Here is a 16663-nt window from a genome sequence, read left to right as displayed (position 1 = left end):
CGTGTTCAGTCTGCTCCCGGCATGATTCGCCGGGAGCAGCAGTCGTTACTCCAGCGGCAACGGAATCGCCGCTGGTTCATTCACTCAGCCGGTCATTGGCTGGGAAAGATCGATAATCCTGTCTGCGCTTTCAATGGTCGAAGGACGGTGCGCCACGATAATACGCGTGATATTCAGCGCGACGATTGACGCATTAATCATCTTTTCGTTGTTAACATCAAGGTGGCTGGTCGCTTCATCCATAAACAGCACATTGGGTTTCTGATACAGCGCGCGTGCAATCAGCAGGCGCTGTTTCTGCCCGCCGGAGATCCCGCCCCCCAGCTCGCCGATCATCGTTTCGTATCCCATAGGCATCATCATGATTTCATGGTGAATATTGCACTTCATCGCGCACTCCAGCACCAGTTCCATATCCTGTTCATCATCGAAACCGGCGATGTTATCGGCTATCGAACCGGAAAACAGGCGGTCTTCCTGCAGAACGCAGGCGGTACTGGCGCGGAAGTTATTGATGCCGATTTTATTCACGTCAAAACCGCCGATAAATATTTCGCCGCTGTCCGGCTGCAGCAGACCAGACATCACTTTTAACAAGGTGGTTTTCCCAATGCCGGAGGTGCCGATCAGCGCCACGGATTCGCCCGGAGCGATGGTGATATTCACATTGGAGAAAATCGGCTTCGACAGCGCATCGTACTGATAGCTGACGTTCTTAATCTCCAGCGACACGCCGACGCTTTCTTCAAATACTTTGCGCACCGGCAGCTCTTTTTCCGGCTCGCTGTAGGCTATTTCGGAAATACGTTCATTATGTAATGACAGCATCCTCAGCTGGATAGTCAGATTAATCAACGATGAGGCCCGTTCGGCAAACTGCCCGCGGTAGGCGTTGAAGGCCATAAACATCCCAAGGGTCATGTTGTTCTCAATCACCATCATCGCCCCCAGCCACAGAATCACCACCTGATCGAGAGAGTTGATAAAGCTATTCACCCCACCGAACATCATGTCGAATTTCGTCTGCCGTAAGGTGGCGTTACTGGCATCAATGTTGGTATTCAGCCAGTGCTGAGAACGCCGGTGCTTCAGGTTGAGGGATTTGATCGTCGCAATGCCGTACAGCGACTCCATAAAATGAGATCCTGAGCGCGCACGCTTCACGATCAGCTCTTCGTTGATCGCGCGATAGAATTTGTAGGTCGACAGGCGGATCAGGATGTAGCAGAGGGTAAAACCCAGCACCACCAGCACCAGCCAGCCGCCGTACAGGGTCAGCATCACCAGCAGTCCGACCGCCATGATAGTATCCATAATGCCGGTGACAATGCTGCTGGTGAAGGTTGAACGGATGGTATCCAGCGAGCTGAAGCGCGACTGAATATCCCCCAGTTTCCGCTTTTCAAAGAATGAGAGCTGCAGGCTAAGCAGGTGATCGAAGAAGCTGGTCTTCCACTGAATATCGGTATAGGTATCCAGCTTTAGCGACACCCACGCGCGGATCATACTGACAAAGGTTTTGAAGATGGTGAAGAAGATCAGCCCGATACAGATCACCAGCAGCAGGTTGTGATCGCGGGGCGGGATCACATGGTCGGTGACCATCTGAGTGCCCATCGGCAGCAGCAGGTTCACCATTTCAATGACGATCGACAGCATAAAGATTTTGGTTAACGCCGGCTTCAGGCCGACGATGCTGTGCATCAGATCCGTCAGACTAATCCGAGATCGCAGCTTCTCTTTCTTAAAGTGGCTGTCGGGCCAGACTTCTAAGGCGATGCCGGAAAAGTTTTCGGACATCTCCTTCTTCTGCACCACTCGTCTGCCCATCGCCGGGTCGTTAATCACATAGCGATTACCTTTGACCGCCACCAGCACCACAAAGTGATTCAGCGACCAGTGCAGCACGCAGGGCAGCCTGAGCTCTTTTATCTCCTCCAGCTCAAGGGACAGCGCGCGGCTTTTCATCCCCACCTCGCGGGCAACCTTATCCAGCACGTTAAGGGTGGCCCCCTGCGAGGAAGATCCGTAGCGATTGCGGAAGTTAAACAGATCGATATCTTTGCCGTAGTAGCCGCAAATCATTGCCAGACAGGAATTACCGCATTCCGTGGCCTCGGACTGAATAATCACCGGAACCTTACTGCGGATTGAAAAATTAATGCGTTTATAAATCTGATCAAGTACGTTTTTATTCATCACCCGGTCCCTTTAGGCTTTGCACAATTTTATATACTGGCGAGAACAACCACATGTAGAGCGGGCGCTCCTCCATAAACACCACGCTCCTCGCCTTCAGACCGTTGGCGAGCACTAATTTTCTTTCCTTATAGATAAACTCTTTGTCTTTAATATCCACGATGGTTTTATACAGCGTGACCGGGGAGTCGGAGTTCGCTGCGGGATTATTGAGATCGCTTAATTCCCGGCGGGTGGCGGGCATGGATGAGATCGAGATAATCTTTCCGGAAAACTGACCGAATTTATCGGAAGGGAACGCGTCGTAGCGGATATTGACCACATCCCCGGGTTTGACATACGGCAGGCTGGTATCCGGCAGCCACAGCATCAGATAATACTTCACGCCGTGGGTCTGTTTAATCTGTGCCAGGCTGCTGCCAGCTTCTACCATCTGTCCTGGCGTAGCGGCAATCGACTCCAGACGACCATCAATGGAGGATTTGATCATAATCGTACCGTTGGCGCTGTTTTCCACCAGTTGGGTACGATAGTCATTCAGCTGATTGTACTGGCTGGAGATTTGGTTATCGATATCCGACGATTTCACCGTCAGGTCACTGCGTAACTGAGTGATTTGCAGTTCCAGCTGCATCTTTTGCGAGGACAAAGACTGGTAGGTATTCTGCTGCTGGACATACAGCGAGTGCTGACCGTTGTACTGATCTTTGGTGATTAATCCCTGTTTAAGATAGCCGCTGTAGCCCTCCAGCGTGCGCTCCATATCCGCCAGGCCGCGCCTTGCCGCCACCAGCATGTCATCCGTCTCTTTGAGTGAATTTTCATAACGCGTAATCTGCTGCTGGGTAGTTTTAAGAAAATCTTCCTTATTTTCTTTCAGCTTCCCGATGATCTCTTCCGCATTGGTGATCTTTTCCTGCACCATGGAAATACTGGCATCGCTAACGTTACCGACGCTGGTTGTCCTGGATACATCCAGCTCGAACAGCACGGTTCCCCTGGTGACGGTATCCCCTACCTGAACAAACTGTCGCAGGATGAATCCCTGCTGCGGTGAAGAGATATTCAACGGATGGGGTAAGGTAATGACCTCTCCGTCAACATCAATACGCTGGGTAAAACTGAAGAAACACAGTATGGCAATCGCAAGTGCCAGAAATGTCAGGCAGCACGCGGTAATAACAACGGATGAAACGCCCCTCAGTAAAATGACCCGACCGTTCCAGTAACTTTTCTGATGGTCTACGGCTTCCTGCCTGAATAATTTTCGACTCATTAACACTCAACCCTGATTTTAAGAATTTCCGAATCCTTCGATTTGCAGTCAATATTAACCGGATAACACAGTTGTTTCCCCATCACAAAATCATCCTAAAAAACCAATTAACGCTTACTTCAGGATGGTTAATTTACCGAAATATTATATTTAACTTGACTCGCAAATAGAAACGCATCCCTTCCACAAGATTTAGAAATCGTTCATTTGAATAAGGACATCGTGTGGTTCGGTTTTTGTGGGGCGTGAATGATATGCCTCCCTTCCGCCGGTTACAAGTCAGGCAAAAAATACTTCTGCATAAATAATAATATATCCATAAATACGCTATTGAGCGAAAAGGTTAGAAACACCTGCGCAGATTTTTAATTAACGAAAAAAACACATTGTTAACAATTAAGGTAAAACATCGAAAACCTCGTGAGATTTATCCCAATTCATCAGAGGATGAAATTGGGATAATCGTATTCGCCACAATGGATAACAGTTACTCCCCCTTTGCTGTCTGCTTAATCTGCCGCACCTGGGACGCTTTTCCGCTAAGCAAAACATACCTTTTTTGCAGCCGATCGAGGGCCATCTCAACCTGCCTGTGCTGTAAATCCGGCGAATCCGCCTCAAACTGGCGCAGCAGTTCCTCAACGGGCGGTGCGCGGTTAAAATCCTGAGTAATGGCAAAAACGTCTGATTTCAGTTGGCTGACGGTCATATATTTACCGCGCTTTTCATCCAGACCGTTCAGGCGCTCGGCCAACTGCTGCAGCTTGAGCATTCCCTGATGCCAGTTACTCAGCGCCGCCAGCGGTACCGCATTGTTTTCCATCTGCTGCTGCCACGTCTGCTGCATCTGTAACACCGCAGGATTGCCCGGCCACAGCGCCAAGCCCTGAGTCATTAATTGCTGACTATATTGCTCAGGCCAGCCCGGAGGCAGCGACATTAACCACTTAAGCTGTTTCTGCATCTTATCCGTATGGCGATCCGCCTGCGGCACGGACTGCCGAAGTTCACTCAGCTGTTGCTCCGTCAGCCGCTCGGGCAATGGTGTCAACGAGGCTGAGAACTGCTGATGTGCCGCAGAAGGCCGGGTAAAACTGTGCCAGCCCCACAGCAGCAGCCCACCTATCAGCAGCGCGCTGGCCATCCCGGCGAGAAATGCGCGCCGCGAACGGCCTCGGGACAGCTTACCGGCAGGGTGCAGGGCAACGGGGAGCGGCCCGGAATCGCCAGGTGATGTGCCATTCAAAGCGCCCGGATATGTTCCTGAGCGCTCACCTGCCGAGCCAGCGGCCTCGGAAGGAGCTGGATGCACGACGTAAATACGCGGGCCGGATGCGGCAAGGCTCTCCATCGATTCTGAAATAACGGCCTGCGGAGGAAGTATCACCGGCGAGTCGGGGATTTCAGCATGCGGTGCATTCTCAAGACGGGTAATCGCCTGCCCAACCAGCTGCTGTAAGGCATCCAGTCGGCTGGCCTGCTTCAGCTCATGCCGCGCCAGCACCTCCATCAGTGCGTTCAGGCTTTTTTCGGTCTGGTAGAGCAAAGCCAGATCGTCGCGATCCACCAGCGGCAGCGTTCGAAAGGCTTTCTGCAATCGCTGATTCATCGCGGTAATTATTTCCATCCGGTTATGTGTGCTGCCGGGCCACATCACGGACCACTGATAGGTACTTAACGCATTTATCAGCGCCAGACCTTCATTAATGCCCACCAGCCCGGCAAGATGCGTTCGTGCCAACAAATACCAGGCGGCAGTCTGTAATTCAACACCGTTGCTTTCGAACAGTTTCAGGCAAAGGGATTCCGCATATTTCCAGTCCACATCGGGCCGGGCGGGATGAGACAGCTTCATTAATTCTTCACGCAGCGCAATATAATCCGGGAGTGCACGCGGATCGCCGCCTGTTCTGAGATGTTTGTCCTTTTTCACCAGTTTTGTTCCATCAAATATAGGGAGGATTCATAGCCGGGTTGCTACCGGATTAATTTAACATCAATAATCTGGCAATGCTCGAATTTGCTGCTACCGGTAAAAAGTCTTAAGCCACGGTAACATTCCAATAACGATCCGGAATAAGATGGCTACTATTTATTGTGATAAGGCAGACAAAAACACACCCTGTTTTAGATGGCTATAATTCCACATCGATAAATGAAAATTGAAAAGCCAAATTACTGACCTCCCCACTATTTTCATATTCATTCATCGCCACCTTTCTTATTGCCCTCTGTTTCTACTTAATCCAACAACGTTACCCGAACGTCTGGCCGAATTGCGCCTGACCCAATTCAATCTGGCTTTGCGCGGATTATCGCACTCTGGTGCCAGCCACGATCTGCTGTGGAACGCCTCGTCTGCTCATCGCCTCAACGAGCAGTTGCGTCGTCTGCCAGAGGATGAAATCGGCATTGATAAGTTCGCCAGCCGCATTGTTTTGCGCCAGGCGTTTCAGCAACGGGCGGAACCGTTACTGGTGATTGCGAAGGGTAAATCGAGTTGTAAGTGAGATCGGTACATTATCTCGCTATGCTGTAGAGCGAATTCCACCGTTCAGGAGCAAAAGCTAATGGCATCACCCCGCTTATTTATTATTCACGGTTACACGGCAGGCCCGCACCACCACTGGTTTGACTGGCTAAAAGCGGAAGCGAAAGCGCTGGGCATGACGGTTACCGTACCGGCGTTACCTGATTCACAGCATCCCGAGAATGAAGCATGGCAGACCGCACTGACGGAATGTGTCGGCGAAGTGGACAACCAAACCTGGTTCGTTGGCCATAGCCTGGGCTGCATTACCGCCCTGCGCTATCTGAATCATCAGCCCGCCGGACAGGATGCCGGCGGCGTCATTATGGTCGCGGGTTTCAGTGAAGCGGTGCCCCCACTGCCCGAGCTGGACACCTTTATGTCGGTGCCGTTCGATGCCAACCGTGTTGTTCAACGGGTGCCACACCGCGCGGTAATCGCATCACTCAACGACGATATTGTTCCTCCCGTACTCTCGCTGCGCTTCAGTCAGCAGCTCAACGCCCCTTTCTACGCGCTACCCGACTGCGGACATTTCCTCAGCCGTAACGGTATGACCGAACTGCCGTTGGTTTTGCAACTACTGAGCCAGTTTATTAAGGAATGATGTTCGCCCGGTGCCGGAACAACCGCTCGTCGTTTTATTCCGGCATCATTTCCTGAAACAGACTGAAAACATCCCCCGGAATTATATTTAAGACTTAGACTAATCATTTAGAATTAATAAATTAAAACCATGGGAATTTATTTTTAAAAAAATCATAAAACTATAACCAGTCGCATTTTCTGTTTTAATAAATTACGTATTATTAAATTATGATGCGTCCTTTATTGCATATATTGCATAGCCTCAAATGGAATGGAACTATGAGAAAGGTTTACTGCAGGGAAGCGTATACGCTTTGCGGTATTTTGTTGTGCTCAGCACCCGTCATGGTCACACAAGCCGCCGTACCCATTATGGAAAAAGATGCACCTTCTTACGATTATCACAGCGACCCACTAACCCCCTCGGTAGTAACCACCACGCCGCCCAGGGAGCGAGCCCCGGATCTTTTTGGTGAAACAACCGGCCCTCTGCCTTTCTTTGGTAAGGAATTACGTGAGCGCGGTTACGATCTGCCCGATCCTTATGGTATTGGTTACAACCATATGGATATTCATCAGAATATCAAAGTTAAGAGTATCGATTTCTCCAATCTGAAAATCCCCAGCTTGTTTCCCGGAATGACCCCGATCCCGGTCGATAATATGTTTAATATTCTCGTCGGGCACACTCGTGAAAAAAGTAAAACCGATACGGCCAGGCTGGACATGTGGCTGTTTCCGTTTATGAATGTATACGGCATTGTCGGGCACACCAAAGGGCGCTCCGTTTCCAGCGTCAGTGCCTGCATTACGGATGCAGGCTGCCCGCCAGAGCTGAAGGATCTGGATTTCACGCTGAAATTTAAAGGCACCACCTGGGGCGGCGGCACCACGCTGGCCTACGGTTATCATGACTGGTTCGGTACCATGGACTTCAACTATACCGAAACGCATTTTGACATTCTGGACGGTAATATTTCTGCGTTTACCTTTACTCCACGCGTCGGTTATCGCTTTACCGTACCCGGTGTAGAGAGATTCTCCATTCCGGTTACCCATGCCAGCCTGTGGGTGGGCACGATGTATCAGGATGTCGATCAGGACTTCAGGGGGAATATCAGCGACCTGCATATGCCAGCGCAGCTCAGCAGCCTGGTCAACTTCGTTAACGCCGATGATAAAGGGCGTTTCCGGGTTAAGCAGCATCTTAAATCACCGTGGAATATTCTGGTCGGCGGGCAGTATGAGCTAACCCGAAACTTTAATATCACCAGTGAAGTGGGCTTTTCCAACCGTAACAGCTTTATGGTCGGCGGAGAGTTTCGTTTCTGAATATGCAGTTTAAAACCTTCCTGCTCTGTGGCCTGATGACTCTACCCTCCGTAAGTCAGGCCAACGTATTCCCCAACCGGGAAAAAATCGACCGATTTCTGAATAAATTGGGGGCGGACCGTAAAGCCGACATGCGTAAAACCATTGACTGGGGAATTGTTCCCGGCCCTTTTTATACCCCGGAACTGGGCGTCGGCGTCGGGGTGGCGGCGGTCGGTCTTTACCGGCCGGACGACCGCCAGCGCGATACGCCGCTCTCCTCACTCTCCTTTACCGGATTTGCCAGCTCTACAGGTGCCTTCGGCATCGGCTATGAGAATTACACCTTTATCGATAATGACAGCTGGCGTTTTTACCTGTCCGGCGACCTCAGCCGCAGACCGCTGCACTACTGGGGAGAGGGATACCACGCCGGACGAAAACAGCGTGGAAAGCAGTCCTACGACTCAACAAAATTGAGCGGAGTGCCACGTATACTCTATCAGTTGGCTAACCATACTTACGCCGGTGTTGGCTGGTCGATCTCCTATGAAGGCGCGTCATCGCTACAGCACAAAACCAACGGCAGTTTCTATCATCAGGATGAGTCACGCCATATCTTCAGCTCAGGAGCCAGCGTGCTGTTTAGCTATGACTCACGCGATTTTGTGGCGAATCCGTCGCGCGGCCAGGTGCTGAACCTGTCATGGACCCGCTACAGCCCGGCGATTGCCAGCGATAATCGTTTTGATGCTTTAGACGCGCAGTACAACATTTATCACGCCATAAATGACACTAACCTGCTGGCCTGGGAGGTTTACAGTCGTTTTACCAGCGGACACGTCCCCTGGACGATGCAGTCACTGCTGGGGGACAGCCATCATCTGCGCGGCTACTACGAAGGGCGATATCGCAATCGTAATATGCTGACCAGCCAGCTGGAATGGCGCAAAAAACTCAGCTGGCGCCACGGCGTTGTGGCATGGCTGGGTGCCGGTAGTATGTCGGACAAACCGAGTGAGGTTCTTGACGGGCACTGGCTGCCGTCTGTCGGGGCCGGATACCGCTTTGAGTTTAAGAAAAATATGAACATCCGCCTTGATTATGGCCTTGGCCAACACAGTTCAGGTTTTTACTTCCAGGTCGGGGAGGCGTTTTGATCTTCCGCTTTATCGGCCTGTCACTGCTGCTGTTGCCATTCATTTTCTTCGCTAACGGCCAGGCTCAGCAACCTGATGATCCGATAATTCCCATGGCCGATCTCAGCCTTCCGGCAGGTCAGTCACCGCAGGTATGGCTGTTGACGCGACCACTGCCGCAGCCGAACGGTCTGAGGCCATGCTGTGCTTTCGGCTATAGCCTTAAAGTGAAACTTTTTGGCGTGCCGGTGCCGTGGTATCAGGTCGATAACGTGGTTGCCCCGACAGACACCGGCAAGCACCATTTCAACCCGGGTCTAATGGACATGTTGAGCACGCTGAGTGGCCTGAACAGCGAACACAACGGCCTGGTCTACACGCGGCGGGGCGGCTTCATCGATCTGGCCCATCTGCGCGACAGCGCTGATAACACGCTATGGCTGTTCAGCCATATCTGGCCCCGGATAGGCCAGGCAACAACGCTGAAACTGGGCGATGAGTTAGGTGAGCGCGAAATCCAGCTGTTTTCCTATCCTGCACCGGCCAGTGCCACAGAGCGTTACAGACTGGCAGTATTTCTGGCAGCGCATCTGGCATTTGAACTTGCCGCATGGCACGAGGTGGCACAGTGGTATGGATTTGAATCAGTGAAGGGATTTTCCGAAGGCGTTTCCGCTTTTTCTCCGGAAGACCTCTATTCCAATCTGCTCGGTGCCCGCGTGGCGATCGATTTACTCAATGCGGGAGGTGGCGCATCGCTGTCTCGCTATCAGCACGCCATGCGCACGATGATCCCGCAGGCGCTGGAACAGCTTGAAGCAGAGCCTCCCGCCGCAACGCGCTTTCATTTCGATATGCTCGATCGTCTCTGGTGGAACAGTGCCTGTCGCCTGCCGGATAAATTTCTGCTGCGCTACCGTAATTATGACGTTAGCGAAAGGCGGCTGCCGTCACGTGCACCGGAAAGTGTTCCTCCGCTCTGGCTGACGTTGCCCGACCGCTTTAACGGCGTTGAGCTTTCCCACTTTGGCCGCCTTGAAATACGCCCCGGGCGCTCAATGGCTCGCCTGCCTGCACCGGTTTCACGCTACCTGTTTTCTGATTTCCCCGCACTGGCCAGGGAGGCAAAAAAAGCCGATTTACAGCATTTGGCCAATTTACATTACCGCTGCAACTGAGCAAAAAACCACCTTTCACGCCGAAAAGCCATAATCAAAAGTTATATTTCATTTCAATTTTTAACCTCAGCACATCAGCTTTTTTTCTACCGGCGATCCCCTTTTCTAAAACTCGCCACAGGCAAACGTTTAACTGCTGATTTAATGAGCTAACTGGCACTAAAACGTAAAGTTCCCTAATCCCACACACATTTGTGTGACATTCATCACACTTTAGCTGACTTGAAATGAAACAGAATTTGACAAGTGTGAGCAATCTCTATTTCCTAATGGCCGGATAACGGCACACTGCCGCAACATTACTGATGGGGATTTTCGTCAATTGCGGCGGTACCCGTTTTGAAGGCTTTACTAACCCAACCTGACCCTCGCGCTGGCTGCGGAGGATGGTCTCTGAGCATGTGGTAATATAATGAAATATAAAATTATGATGGCTGGTGCACTGGCAGCGTTGTCTTATACCAACGTCTCTTTCGCTGATTCGAGCAGCCCTGAATACGTTTCCGACTGGTGGCACCAGAGTGTTAACGTTGTTGGAAGCTACCACACCCGTTTCGGACCGCAGCTGAACAACGATGTTTACCTGGAATATGAAGCCTTCGCGAAAAAAGACTGGTTTGATTTCTACGGCTATATCGATGTGCCTAAATTCTTCGGCGTGGGCAACGGCAACGATAAAGGTGCCTGGGATAACGGTTCTCCATTCTTTATGGAAATTGAGCCACGTTTCTCTATCGATAAGCTGACCGGCGTTAATCTGGGCTTTGGTCCGTTTAAAGAGTGGTATTTCGCTAACAACTATATCTACGATATGGGCGACAACCGCGCAAACCGCCAGAACACCTGGTATATGGGTCTGGGTACTGATATCGATACGCATTCAGATGTTGGCCTGTCACTGAACGTTTACGCAAAATATCAGTGGGCGAACTACGGTGCCGCGAACGAAAATGAGTGGGATGGCTATCGCTTCAAGGTGAAATACTTTGTGCCGATCACCAGTCTGTGGGGCGGTAACCTGAGCTATATCGGTTTCACCAACTTTGACTGGGGCTCCGATCTGGGCGATAACTCTGCGCCTGCGCGTACCAGCAACTCCATCGCCTCCAGCCATATTCTGTCACTGGGTTACGATCACTGGCACTACTCGTTCGTGGCACGTTACTTCCACAACGGCGGCCAGTGGAACGATGGCACCGAGCTGAACTTCGGCAACGGTCCGTTCCACGTCAAATCTAACGGCTTTGGCTACTACCTGGTTGTAGGTTACAACTTCTGATTGTGGCAAAAACGTACTGAATTCCGAATGCGCCTGCGGGCGCATTTTTTTTGCGTGATTTCGGCATCCGGCGGGGAAATCAGTCAAACATCCGTTCCAGATAGCGCTCGAGCGCGGCGCGTGAGCTGAATCCGTAGGGAATTCCGTAGTGATCGTTTGTGTCGCCCACCAGATACATGGGAAAGCGGACGTAATGTTCGCAGGTTTTTATATCCGATGCCGGTACCGCAATCGCCTGGCTTTTCTCTTTCAGTGTCGGATGGATAACCAGCGCCGTACGACCTAAACGCGCCTCACGATTAACATAGACGTAGTTTTCACCCCGACTGTAACCGTAGCTTTTGGCAGTGACCGTATCCATCTCAAATCCCGCCTTTTCCAGTACGCGAGCTACCTCATCAGGTCGTAAATACATGCTTTTTCCTCTGTGTCTGCAAACCCCGCAACCTTACCTCAGGCCACATAGTCAGTGCTTTCGGAATAATCCAAAACGCAGATTTTCAGCGTTACCGATTTTTAGCCTGTCCTATACTTAATAGTACATTTCAGAATTAGGGAGCAAAAATGTTCAATCGGACAGTGAAAAATAACGATATTGATCTGAGTGAAGATGTATCACTGCTGGCAGATACGCTTGATGACCTGCTGAAATCCTACGGCAGTAAAGCTAAGGATGACGTGGAAGGTGCCAAAAACCGTGCTGAAACACTGCTAAAAGAGACTCGTGCCAAACTACAGGGGCATAATCGGGTGACTCAGGCAGCGAGAGATGCAGGTGCTCAGGTTGACACTTACGTGCGTGATAAACCCTGGCACGGCGTGGGGATCGGTACCGCTCTCGGCGTGCTGATCGGCGCATTAATCACCACTAGCACAACCCGCCGTTAGTACCGTTTATTTTTTGAACAAATGCTCACAGATCACAGTGTGGGCATTTTTTTTATCTGCACAAAACCTTGTGGCGTAAGGCTTGTGAGCATGTTGACTAAATAAATACGCTTTTCCTATATCTTGTGTGGTTGCTTTTTAAGGCCACTATATCTAGTATTCACTTCATCAAGACCACGCAACATGGCGTGGCAGTGGCGGCGCGAGTCGGGCAGTAATTTCCGCGCCAGATACTCAGTTAACCAGCCCGTAAGGTGAATACGAATCATGCGCATTATTATTTACACTAAAAATAATTGTGTCCAGTGCAACGCGACAAAAAATGCGATGGATAAGAAAGGGATCGACTATCAGCTGATCAACCTCGATAGCGAACCTGCTCACGTAGAAACTCTTAAATCTCTTGGTTATCGCCAGGTCCCGGTCGTGATGGCCGAACAGGATCACTGGAGCGGCTTCCGCCCGGATAAAATTCAGGCACTGAGCCATTTGGCAGCCGTCCGGGGTTAAGGCGATGACTACGCTGGTATATTTTTCCAGCCAGTCGGAAAACACCCATCGATTTATCACCCGCTTAAACCTGCCGGCGCGACGCATTCCGTTAGACAGCGCTCAGCGCCTGCAGGTCGACCAGCCCTACATTCTGATAGTGCCCAGCTACGGCGGGGGCACCAGTCATGGCGCGGTACCTAAGCAGGTGATTCAATTTCTTAATGATACCAATAATCGTCAGCTTATCCGCGGTGTGATTGCCGCCGGAAACCGGAACTTCGGTGAGGCCTACTGCCTCGCTGGCGATATTATTGCGCGTAAATGTCAGGTGCCGTACCTCTATCGCTTTGAGCTAATGGGCACCGCAGACGATATCGCTAACGTTTACAAGGGAGTAACCGAATTTTGGCAGCGACAGACAGCACCCTCATAGAGGCCGCAGCGGCCGCACCTGATTATCACGCGCTCAATGCGATGCTGAATCTGTATGATGCCGCAGGCAACATCCAGTTCGAAAAAGATCGCGAAGCCACGCGTCAGTATTTTATTCAGCACGTGATCCCAAATAGCGTGCAGTTCTCTTCCGTGGCCGAACGTTTGCAGTATCTGGTTGCTGAAGGCTACTACGAAGCCGATGTGCTGAACGCCTACCCGTTCGACTTCGTCTGCGCGCTGTTCGAGCAGGCCTATTCGCGCCGCTTCCGCTTCCAGACCTTCCTCGGTGCCTGGAAGTTTTACACCAGCTATACGCTGAAAACCTTCGACGGCAAACGCTATCTTGAAGGCTTTACCGAGCGCGTGTGCATGGTGGCGCTGACCCTGGCTCAGGGTGACCAGGGGCTGGCGCTGGCGCTGACCGATGAGATCCTTGCCGGACGCTTCCAGCCCGCTACGCCAACTTTCCTGAACTGCGGCAAGCAGCAGCGCGGCGAGCTGGTATCCTGCTTCCTGCTGCGTATTGAAGACAATATGGAGTCGATTGGCCGTGCGGTAAACTCGGCGCTCCAGCTGTCCAAACGCGGCGGCGGCGTGGCATTCCTGCTCTCCAACCTGCGCGAGTCGGGTGCACCGATTAAGCGTATTGAAAACCAGTCATCCGGCGTTATTCCGGTAATGAAAATGCTGGAAGATGCCTTCTCCTATGCGAACCAGCTGGGCGCACGCCAGGGTGCCGGTGCCGTTTATCTGAACGCTCACCACCCGGATATCCTGCGCTTCCTCGATACCAAGCGCGAAAACGCCGATGAAAAAATCCGTATCAAAACACTGTCGCTCGGCGTGGTGATCCCGGACGTGACCTTCCAGCTGGCGAAAGACAATCAGCCGATGGCGCTGTTCTCGCCGTATGACGTGGAGCGCCTCTACGGCCTGCCGTTTGCCGATATCAGCATTAGCGAGAAATATGACGAGATGCTGGCCGACGAACGCATCCGCCGTACGTTTATTAATCCGCGCGAATTCTTCCAGACGCTGGCGGAAATCCAGTTTGAATCCGGCTACCCGTACATCATGTTTGAAGATACGGTCAACCGCGCTAACCCGATCCACGGCCGGATTAATATGAGCAATCTGTGCTCGGAGATCCTGCAGGTCAATACGCCAACCGAATACAACGACGATCTCAGCTATCGCCGCATCGGTAAGGATATTTCCTGCAACCTTGGCTCGCTGAATATCGCCCATGCGATGGATTCCGAAGACTTCGCGTGGACGATTGAAATCGCCGTGCGCGGCCTGACGGCGGTTTCCGATCAGAGCCACATCGGCTCGGTACCTTCCGTTGAGCAGGGTAACGCGCTGTCGCACGCTATCGGCCTGGGGCAGATGAACCTGCACGGCTATCTGGCGCGTGAGCGCATTCAGTACGGCAGTGAAGAAGGCCTGGATTTCACCAATATCTACTTCTATACCGTCACCTATCACGCGCTGCGCACGTCGAACCTGCTGGCACGCGAGCGCGGGACCACCTTCAGCGGCTTTAGCGATTCACGCTATGCCAGCGGTGAGTATTTCAATCAGTACGTTGAGCAGAGCTGGCAGCCGCGCACCGCTCGCGTTGCCGCCCTGTTTGCCGATGCCGGGATCGAAATTCCAACCCAGGAACAGTGGCAGGCGCTGAAAGCGGCGGTGATGAAAGACGGGCTGTATAACCAGAACCTGCAGGCTATCCCGCCAACCGGTTCGATCTCGTATATCAACCACGCAACGTCGAGCATTCACCCGATTGTGTCGCGGATTGAGATTCGTAAAGAGGGTAAAACCGGCCGCGTGTACTATCCGGCACCGTTTATGAATAACGATAATCAGGACTACTACCGCGATGCGTACGACATCGGGCCGGAAGCGATTATCGATACCTACGCCGAAGCCACACGCCATGTCGATCAGGGCCTGTCACTGACCCTGTTCTTCCGCGATACCGCCACCACCCGCGATATCAATAAAGCGCAGATCTATGCGTGGAAGAAAGGCATCAAGACGCTCTACTACATCCGTCTTCGCCAGATGGCGCTACAGGGAACCGAAGTCGAAGGCTGCGTTTCCTGCTCGCTGTAACAGCACATTAAATCGCGGGCCGGATCTTCCGGCCCGTCAACTTTTTTTCTACCGGCCGGTGCCGAATCGGAACTCACGATATCACTATGAAACTGAAGAAAGTTCACGCTATTAACTGGAATAAAATCGAAGACGAAAAGGATTTGGAAGTGTGGAACCGCCTGACCAGTAACTTCTGGCTGCCGGAAAAGGTTCCGTTGTCGAACGATATTCCGGCGTGGAACGGCCTTAATGCCGATGAACAACAGCTGACCATCCGTGTGTTCACCGGTCTGACGCTGTTGGATACCATTCAGAATACCCTGGGCGCACCGGCGCTGATGGCCGACGCGCTGACCCCGCATGAAGAAGCGGTGATGTCGAACATCAGCTTTATGGAGGCGGTGCATGCTCGCTCCTACAGCTCGATCTTCTCCACCCTGTGCCACACCAGCGATGTGGATGCCGCCTACGCCTGGAGCGAGGAAAACGAGCCGCTGCAGCGTAAGGCCGACATCATTCTGCAGCACTACTACGAAAATGACCCGCTGAAGAAGAAAATCGCCAGCGTGTTCCTGGAATCGTTCCTGTTCTACTCCGGTTTTTATCTGCCGATGTACTGGTCCAGCCGCGGCAAGCTGACCAACACCGCCGACCTTATCCGACTGATTATTAAGGATGAAGCGGTGCACGGCTACTACATTGGCTATAAGTACCAGAAAGCGCTGGAAAGTGAGAGCGCCGAGCGTAAAGAGGACCTGCAACAGTTCGCCATTGGCCTGCTGCTGGAACTCTATGAAAACGAAGTGGAATATACCGATGCGCTGTATCAGGGCGTTGGCTGGCAGGAAGATGTGAAGAAGTTCCTGCACTACAATGCCAATAAGGCGCTGATGAACCTGGGCTATGAGGCGCTGTTCCCGGCGGAAATGACCGACGTGAACCCGGCGATCCTGTCTGCACTGTCACCGAATGCCGATGAAAACCACGACTTCTTCTCCGGCTCCGGTTCATCCTACGTGATGGGTAAAGCCGTCGATACTGAAGACGAAGACTGGGATTTTTAATTGCTTCATCGGGGGATTCTTGCCGAATCCCCGCTTATAATAGTCCCTCGCGAAATTAGTAATTAAAATCAGCCAATCGGCTGATTTTTTGCTTTCAATAACTGCCTGCCAGACCCGTCTGTTTAGCCTTATATTTACCCATGACGGGTTCATATTTCCGCAACATAAGGATGTTTCTTAG

At 51.8% G+C, this 16663-nt stretch carries 15 protein-coding genes; 11 read left to right on the top strand and 4 right to left on the bottom strand.

Annotation, left to right across the window (positions count from 1 at the left end):
• Window positions 1-84: 84 nt before the first annotated feature.
• The 3 genes from IBT47_RS16545 to IBT47_RS16535 form a co-directional block, all read right to left on the bottom strand.
• Window positions 85-2199, bottom strand: a complete 2115-nt coding sequence (locus IBT47_RS16545) for a peptidase domain-containing ABC transporter (RefSeq protein ID WP_200561529.1) — start codon at window positions 2197-2199, stop codon at window positions 85-87.
• Window positions 2192-3475 (bottom strand): HlyD family secretion protein, encoded by a 1284-nt coding sequence (locus IBT47_RS16540; RefSeq protein WP_200561527.1) that lies wholly within the window; start codon window positions 3473-3475, stop codon window positions 2192-2194. Before IBT47_RS16540 ends, IBT47_RS16545 begins: the two co-directional genes overlap by 8 nt.
• A 487-nt stretch (window positions 3476-3962) precedes the next feature.
• On the bottom strand, window positions 3963-5408 hold the full coding sequence (locus IBT47_RS16535) for a VasL domain-containing protein (protein WP_370569911.1): 1446 nt from the start codon (window positions 5406-5408) through the stop codon (window positions 3963-3965).
• 229 nt (window positions 5409-5637) lie between these two features.
• Here IBT47_RS16535 and IBT47_RS16530 point away from each other — a divergent pair, with 229 nt between their 5' ends.
• From IBT47_RS16530 to IBT47_RS16505, 6 genes are all read left to right on the top strand, one after another.
• The gene (locus tag IBT47_RS16530) at window positions 5638-5985 is read left to right on the top strand and encodes a hypothetical protein (protein WP_200561525.1); all 348 of its coding nucleotides are present in this window, start codon (window positions 5638-5640) and stop codon (window positions 5983-5985) included.
• A gap of 60 nt (window positions 5986-6045) precedes the next feature.
• Entirely contained in the window at window positions 6046-6612 is a 567-nt protein-coding gene (locus IBT47_RS16525) for an alpha/beta hydrolase (RefSeq protein ID WP_200561523.1), read from the top strand.
• 326 nt (window positions 6613-6938) lie between these two features.
• Entirely contained in the window at window positions 6939-7925 is a 987-nt protein-coding gene (locus tag IBT47_RS16520; protein ID WP_234471938.1) for a hypothetical protein, read from the top strand.
• Complete coding sequence (locus tag IBT47_RS16515; protein WP_370569914.1) at window positions 7922-9064, top strand: BamA/TamA family outer membrane protein; 1143 nt, start codon at window positions 7922-7924, stop codon at window positions 9062-9064. Before IBT47_RS16520 ends, IBT47_RS16515 begins: the two co-directional genes overlap by 4 nt.
• Window positions 9061-10221, top strand: coding sequence for a DUF4056 domain-containing protein (locus IBT47_RS16510; protein WP_200561518.1), 1161 nt, complete (start codon window positions 9061-9063; stop codon window positions 10219-10221). The genes IBT47_RS16515 and IBT47_RS16510 overlap by 4 nt, the downstream gene beginning before the upstream one ends.
• A 412-nt stretch (window positions 10222-10633) precedes the next feature.
• A complete protein-coding gene (locus tag IBT47_RS16505; protein ID WP_105593146.1) occupies window positions 10634-11500 on the top strand; it encodes a nucleoside-specific channel-forming protein Tsx in 867 nt (288 codons plus the stop codon).
• A 79-nt stretch (window positions 11501-11579) separates the two neighbouring features.
• Here IBT47_RS16505 and IBT47_RS16500 read toward each other — a convergent pair whose 3' ends face one another.
• Window positions 11580-11915 (bottom strand): DUF2002 family protein, encoded by a 336-nt coding sequence (locus IBT47_RS16500; RefSeq protein WP_105593145.1) that lies wholly within the window; start codon window positions 11913-11915, stop codon window positions 11580-11582.
• Window positions 11916-12064: 149 nt separating this feature from the next.
• On the opposite strand from IBT47_RS16500, the gene IBT47_RS16495 reads away from it, so the two are divergent.
• The 5 genes from IBT47_RS16495 (at window position 12065) to nrdF (ending at window position 16482) form a co-directional block, all read left to right on the top strand.
• Window positions 12065-12388 carry a DUF883 family protein gene (locus IBT47_RS16495; protein WP_200561516.1) on the top strand — a complete coding sequence of 108 codons (324 nt, stop codon included), beginning with the start codon at window positions 12065-12067 and terminating at the stop codon, window positions 12386-12388.
• A gap of 267 nt (window positions 12389-12655) precedes the next feature.
• Window positions 12656-12898, top strand: coding sequence for a glutaredoxin-like protein NrdH (nrdH, locus tag IBT47_RS16490; RefSeq protein WP_105593143.1), 243 nt, complete (start codon window positions 12656-12658; stop codon window positions 12896-12898).
• A 4-nt stretch (window positions 12899-12902) separates the two neighbouring features.
• Window positions 12903-13313, top strand: coding sequence for a class Ib ribonucleoside-diphosphate reductase assembly flavoprotein NrdI (gene nrdI / locus IBT47_RS16485; RefSeq protein ID WP_105593142.1), 411 nt, complete (start codon window positions 12903-12905; stop codon window positions 13311-13313).
• Window positions 13310-15436, top strand: a complete 2127-nt coding sequence (gene nrdE, locus IBT47_RS16480; protein ID WP_370569913.1) for a class 1b ribonucleoside-diphosphate reductase subunit alpha — start codon at window positions 13310-13312, stop codon at window positions 15434-15436. Before nrdI ends, nrdE begins: the two co-directional genes overlap by 4 nt.
• Window positions 15437-15522: 86 nt before the next feature.
• A complete protein-coding gene (nrdF, locus tag IBT47_RS16475) occupies window positions 15523-16482 on the top strand; it encodes a class 1b ribonucleoside-diphosphate reductase subunit beta (protein ID WP_105593140.1) in 960 nt (319 codons plus the stop codon).
• The last annotated feature ends 181 nt before the right edge of the window (window positions 16483-16663 follow it).

Origin of the sequence: Erwinia sp. S43, assembly GCF_016624745.1 — a bacterium.
GTDB classification, from domain to species: Bacteria; Pseudomonadota; Gammaproteobacteria; order Enterobacterales; family Enterobacteriaceae; genus Erwinia; species Erwinia coffeiphila.
Note: the sequence above shows the minus strand (reverse complement) of the source record. Positions and strands in the feature narration are given on the sequence as shown.

Coding starts and splice junctions, on each gene's coding strand:
- IBT47_RS16525 (WP_200561523.1), top strand. CDS start 6,046: ATGGCATCACCCCGCTTATTTATTATTCACGGTTACACGGCAGGCCCG.
- IBT47_RS16540 (WP_200561527.1), bottom strand. CDS start 3,475: ATGAGTCGAAAATTATTCAGGCAGGAAGCCGTAGACCATCAGAAAAGT.
- IBT47_RS16520 (WP_234471938.1), top strand. CDS start 6,939: ATGGTCACACAAGCCGCCGTACCCATTATGGAAAAAGATGCACCTTCT.
- nrdH (WP_105593143.1), top strand. CDS start 12,656: ATGCGCATTATTATTTACACTAAAAATAATTGTGTCCAGTGCAACGCG.
- IBT47_RS16495 (WP_200561516.1), top strand. CDS start 12,065: ATGTTCAATCGGACAGTGAAAAATAACGATATTGATCTGAGTGAAGAT.
- IBT47_RS16500 (WP_105593145.1), bottom strand. CDS start 11,915: ATGTATTTACGACCTGATGAGGTAGCTCGCGTACTGGAAAAGGCGGGA.
- IBT47_RS16505 (WP_105593146.1), top strand. CDS start 10,634: ATGAAATATAAAATTATGATGGCTGGTGCACTGGCAGCGTTGTCTTAT.
- nrdF (WP_105593140.1), top strand. CDS start 15,523: ATGAAACTGAAGAAAGTTCACGCTATTAACTGGAATAAAATCGAAGAC.
- nrdI (WP_105593142.1), top strand. CDS start 12,903: ATGACTACGCTGGTATATTTTTCCAGCCAGTCGGAAAACACCCATCGA.
- IBT47_RS16545 (WP_200561529.1), bottom strand. CDS start 2,199: ATGAATAAAAACGTACTTGATCAGATTTATAAACGCATTAATTTTTCA.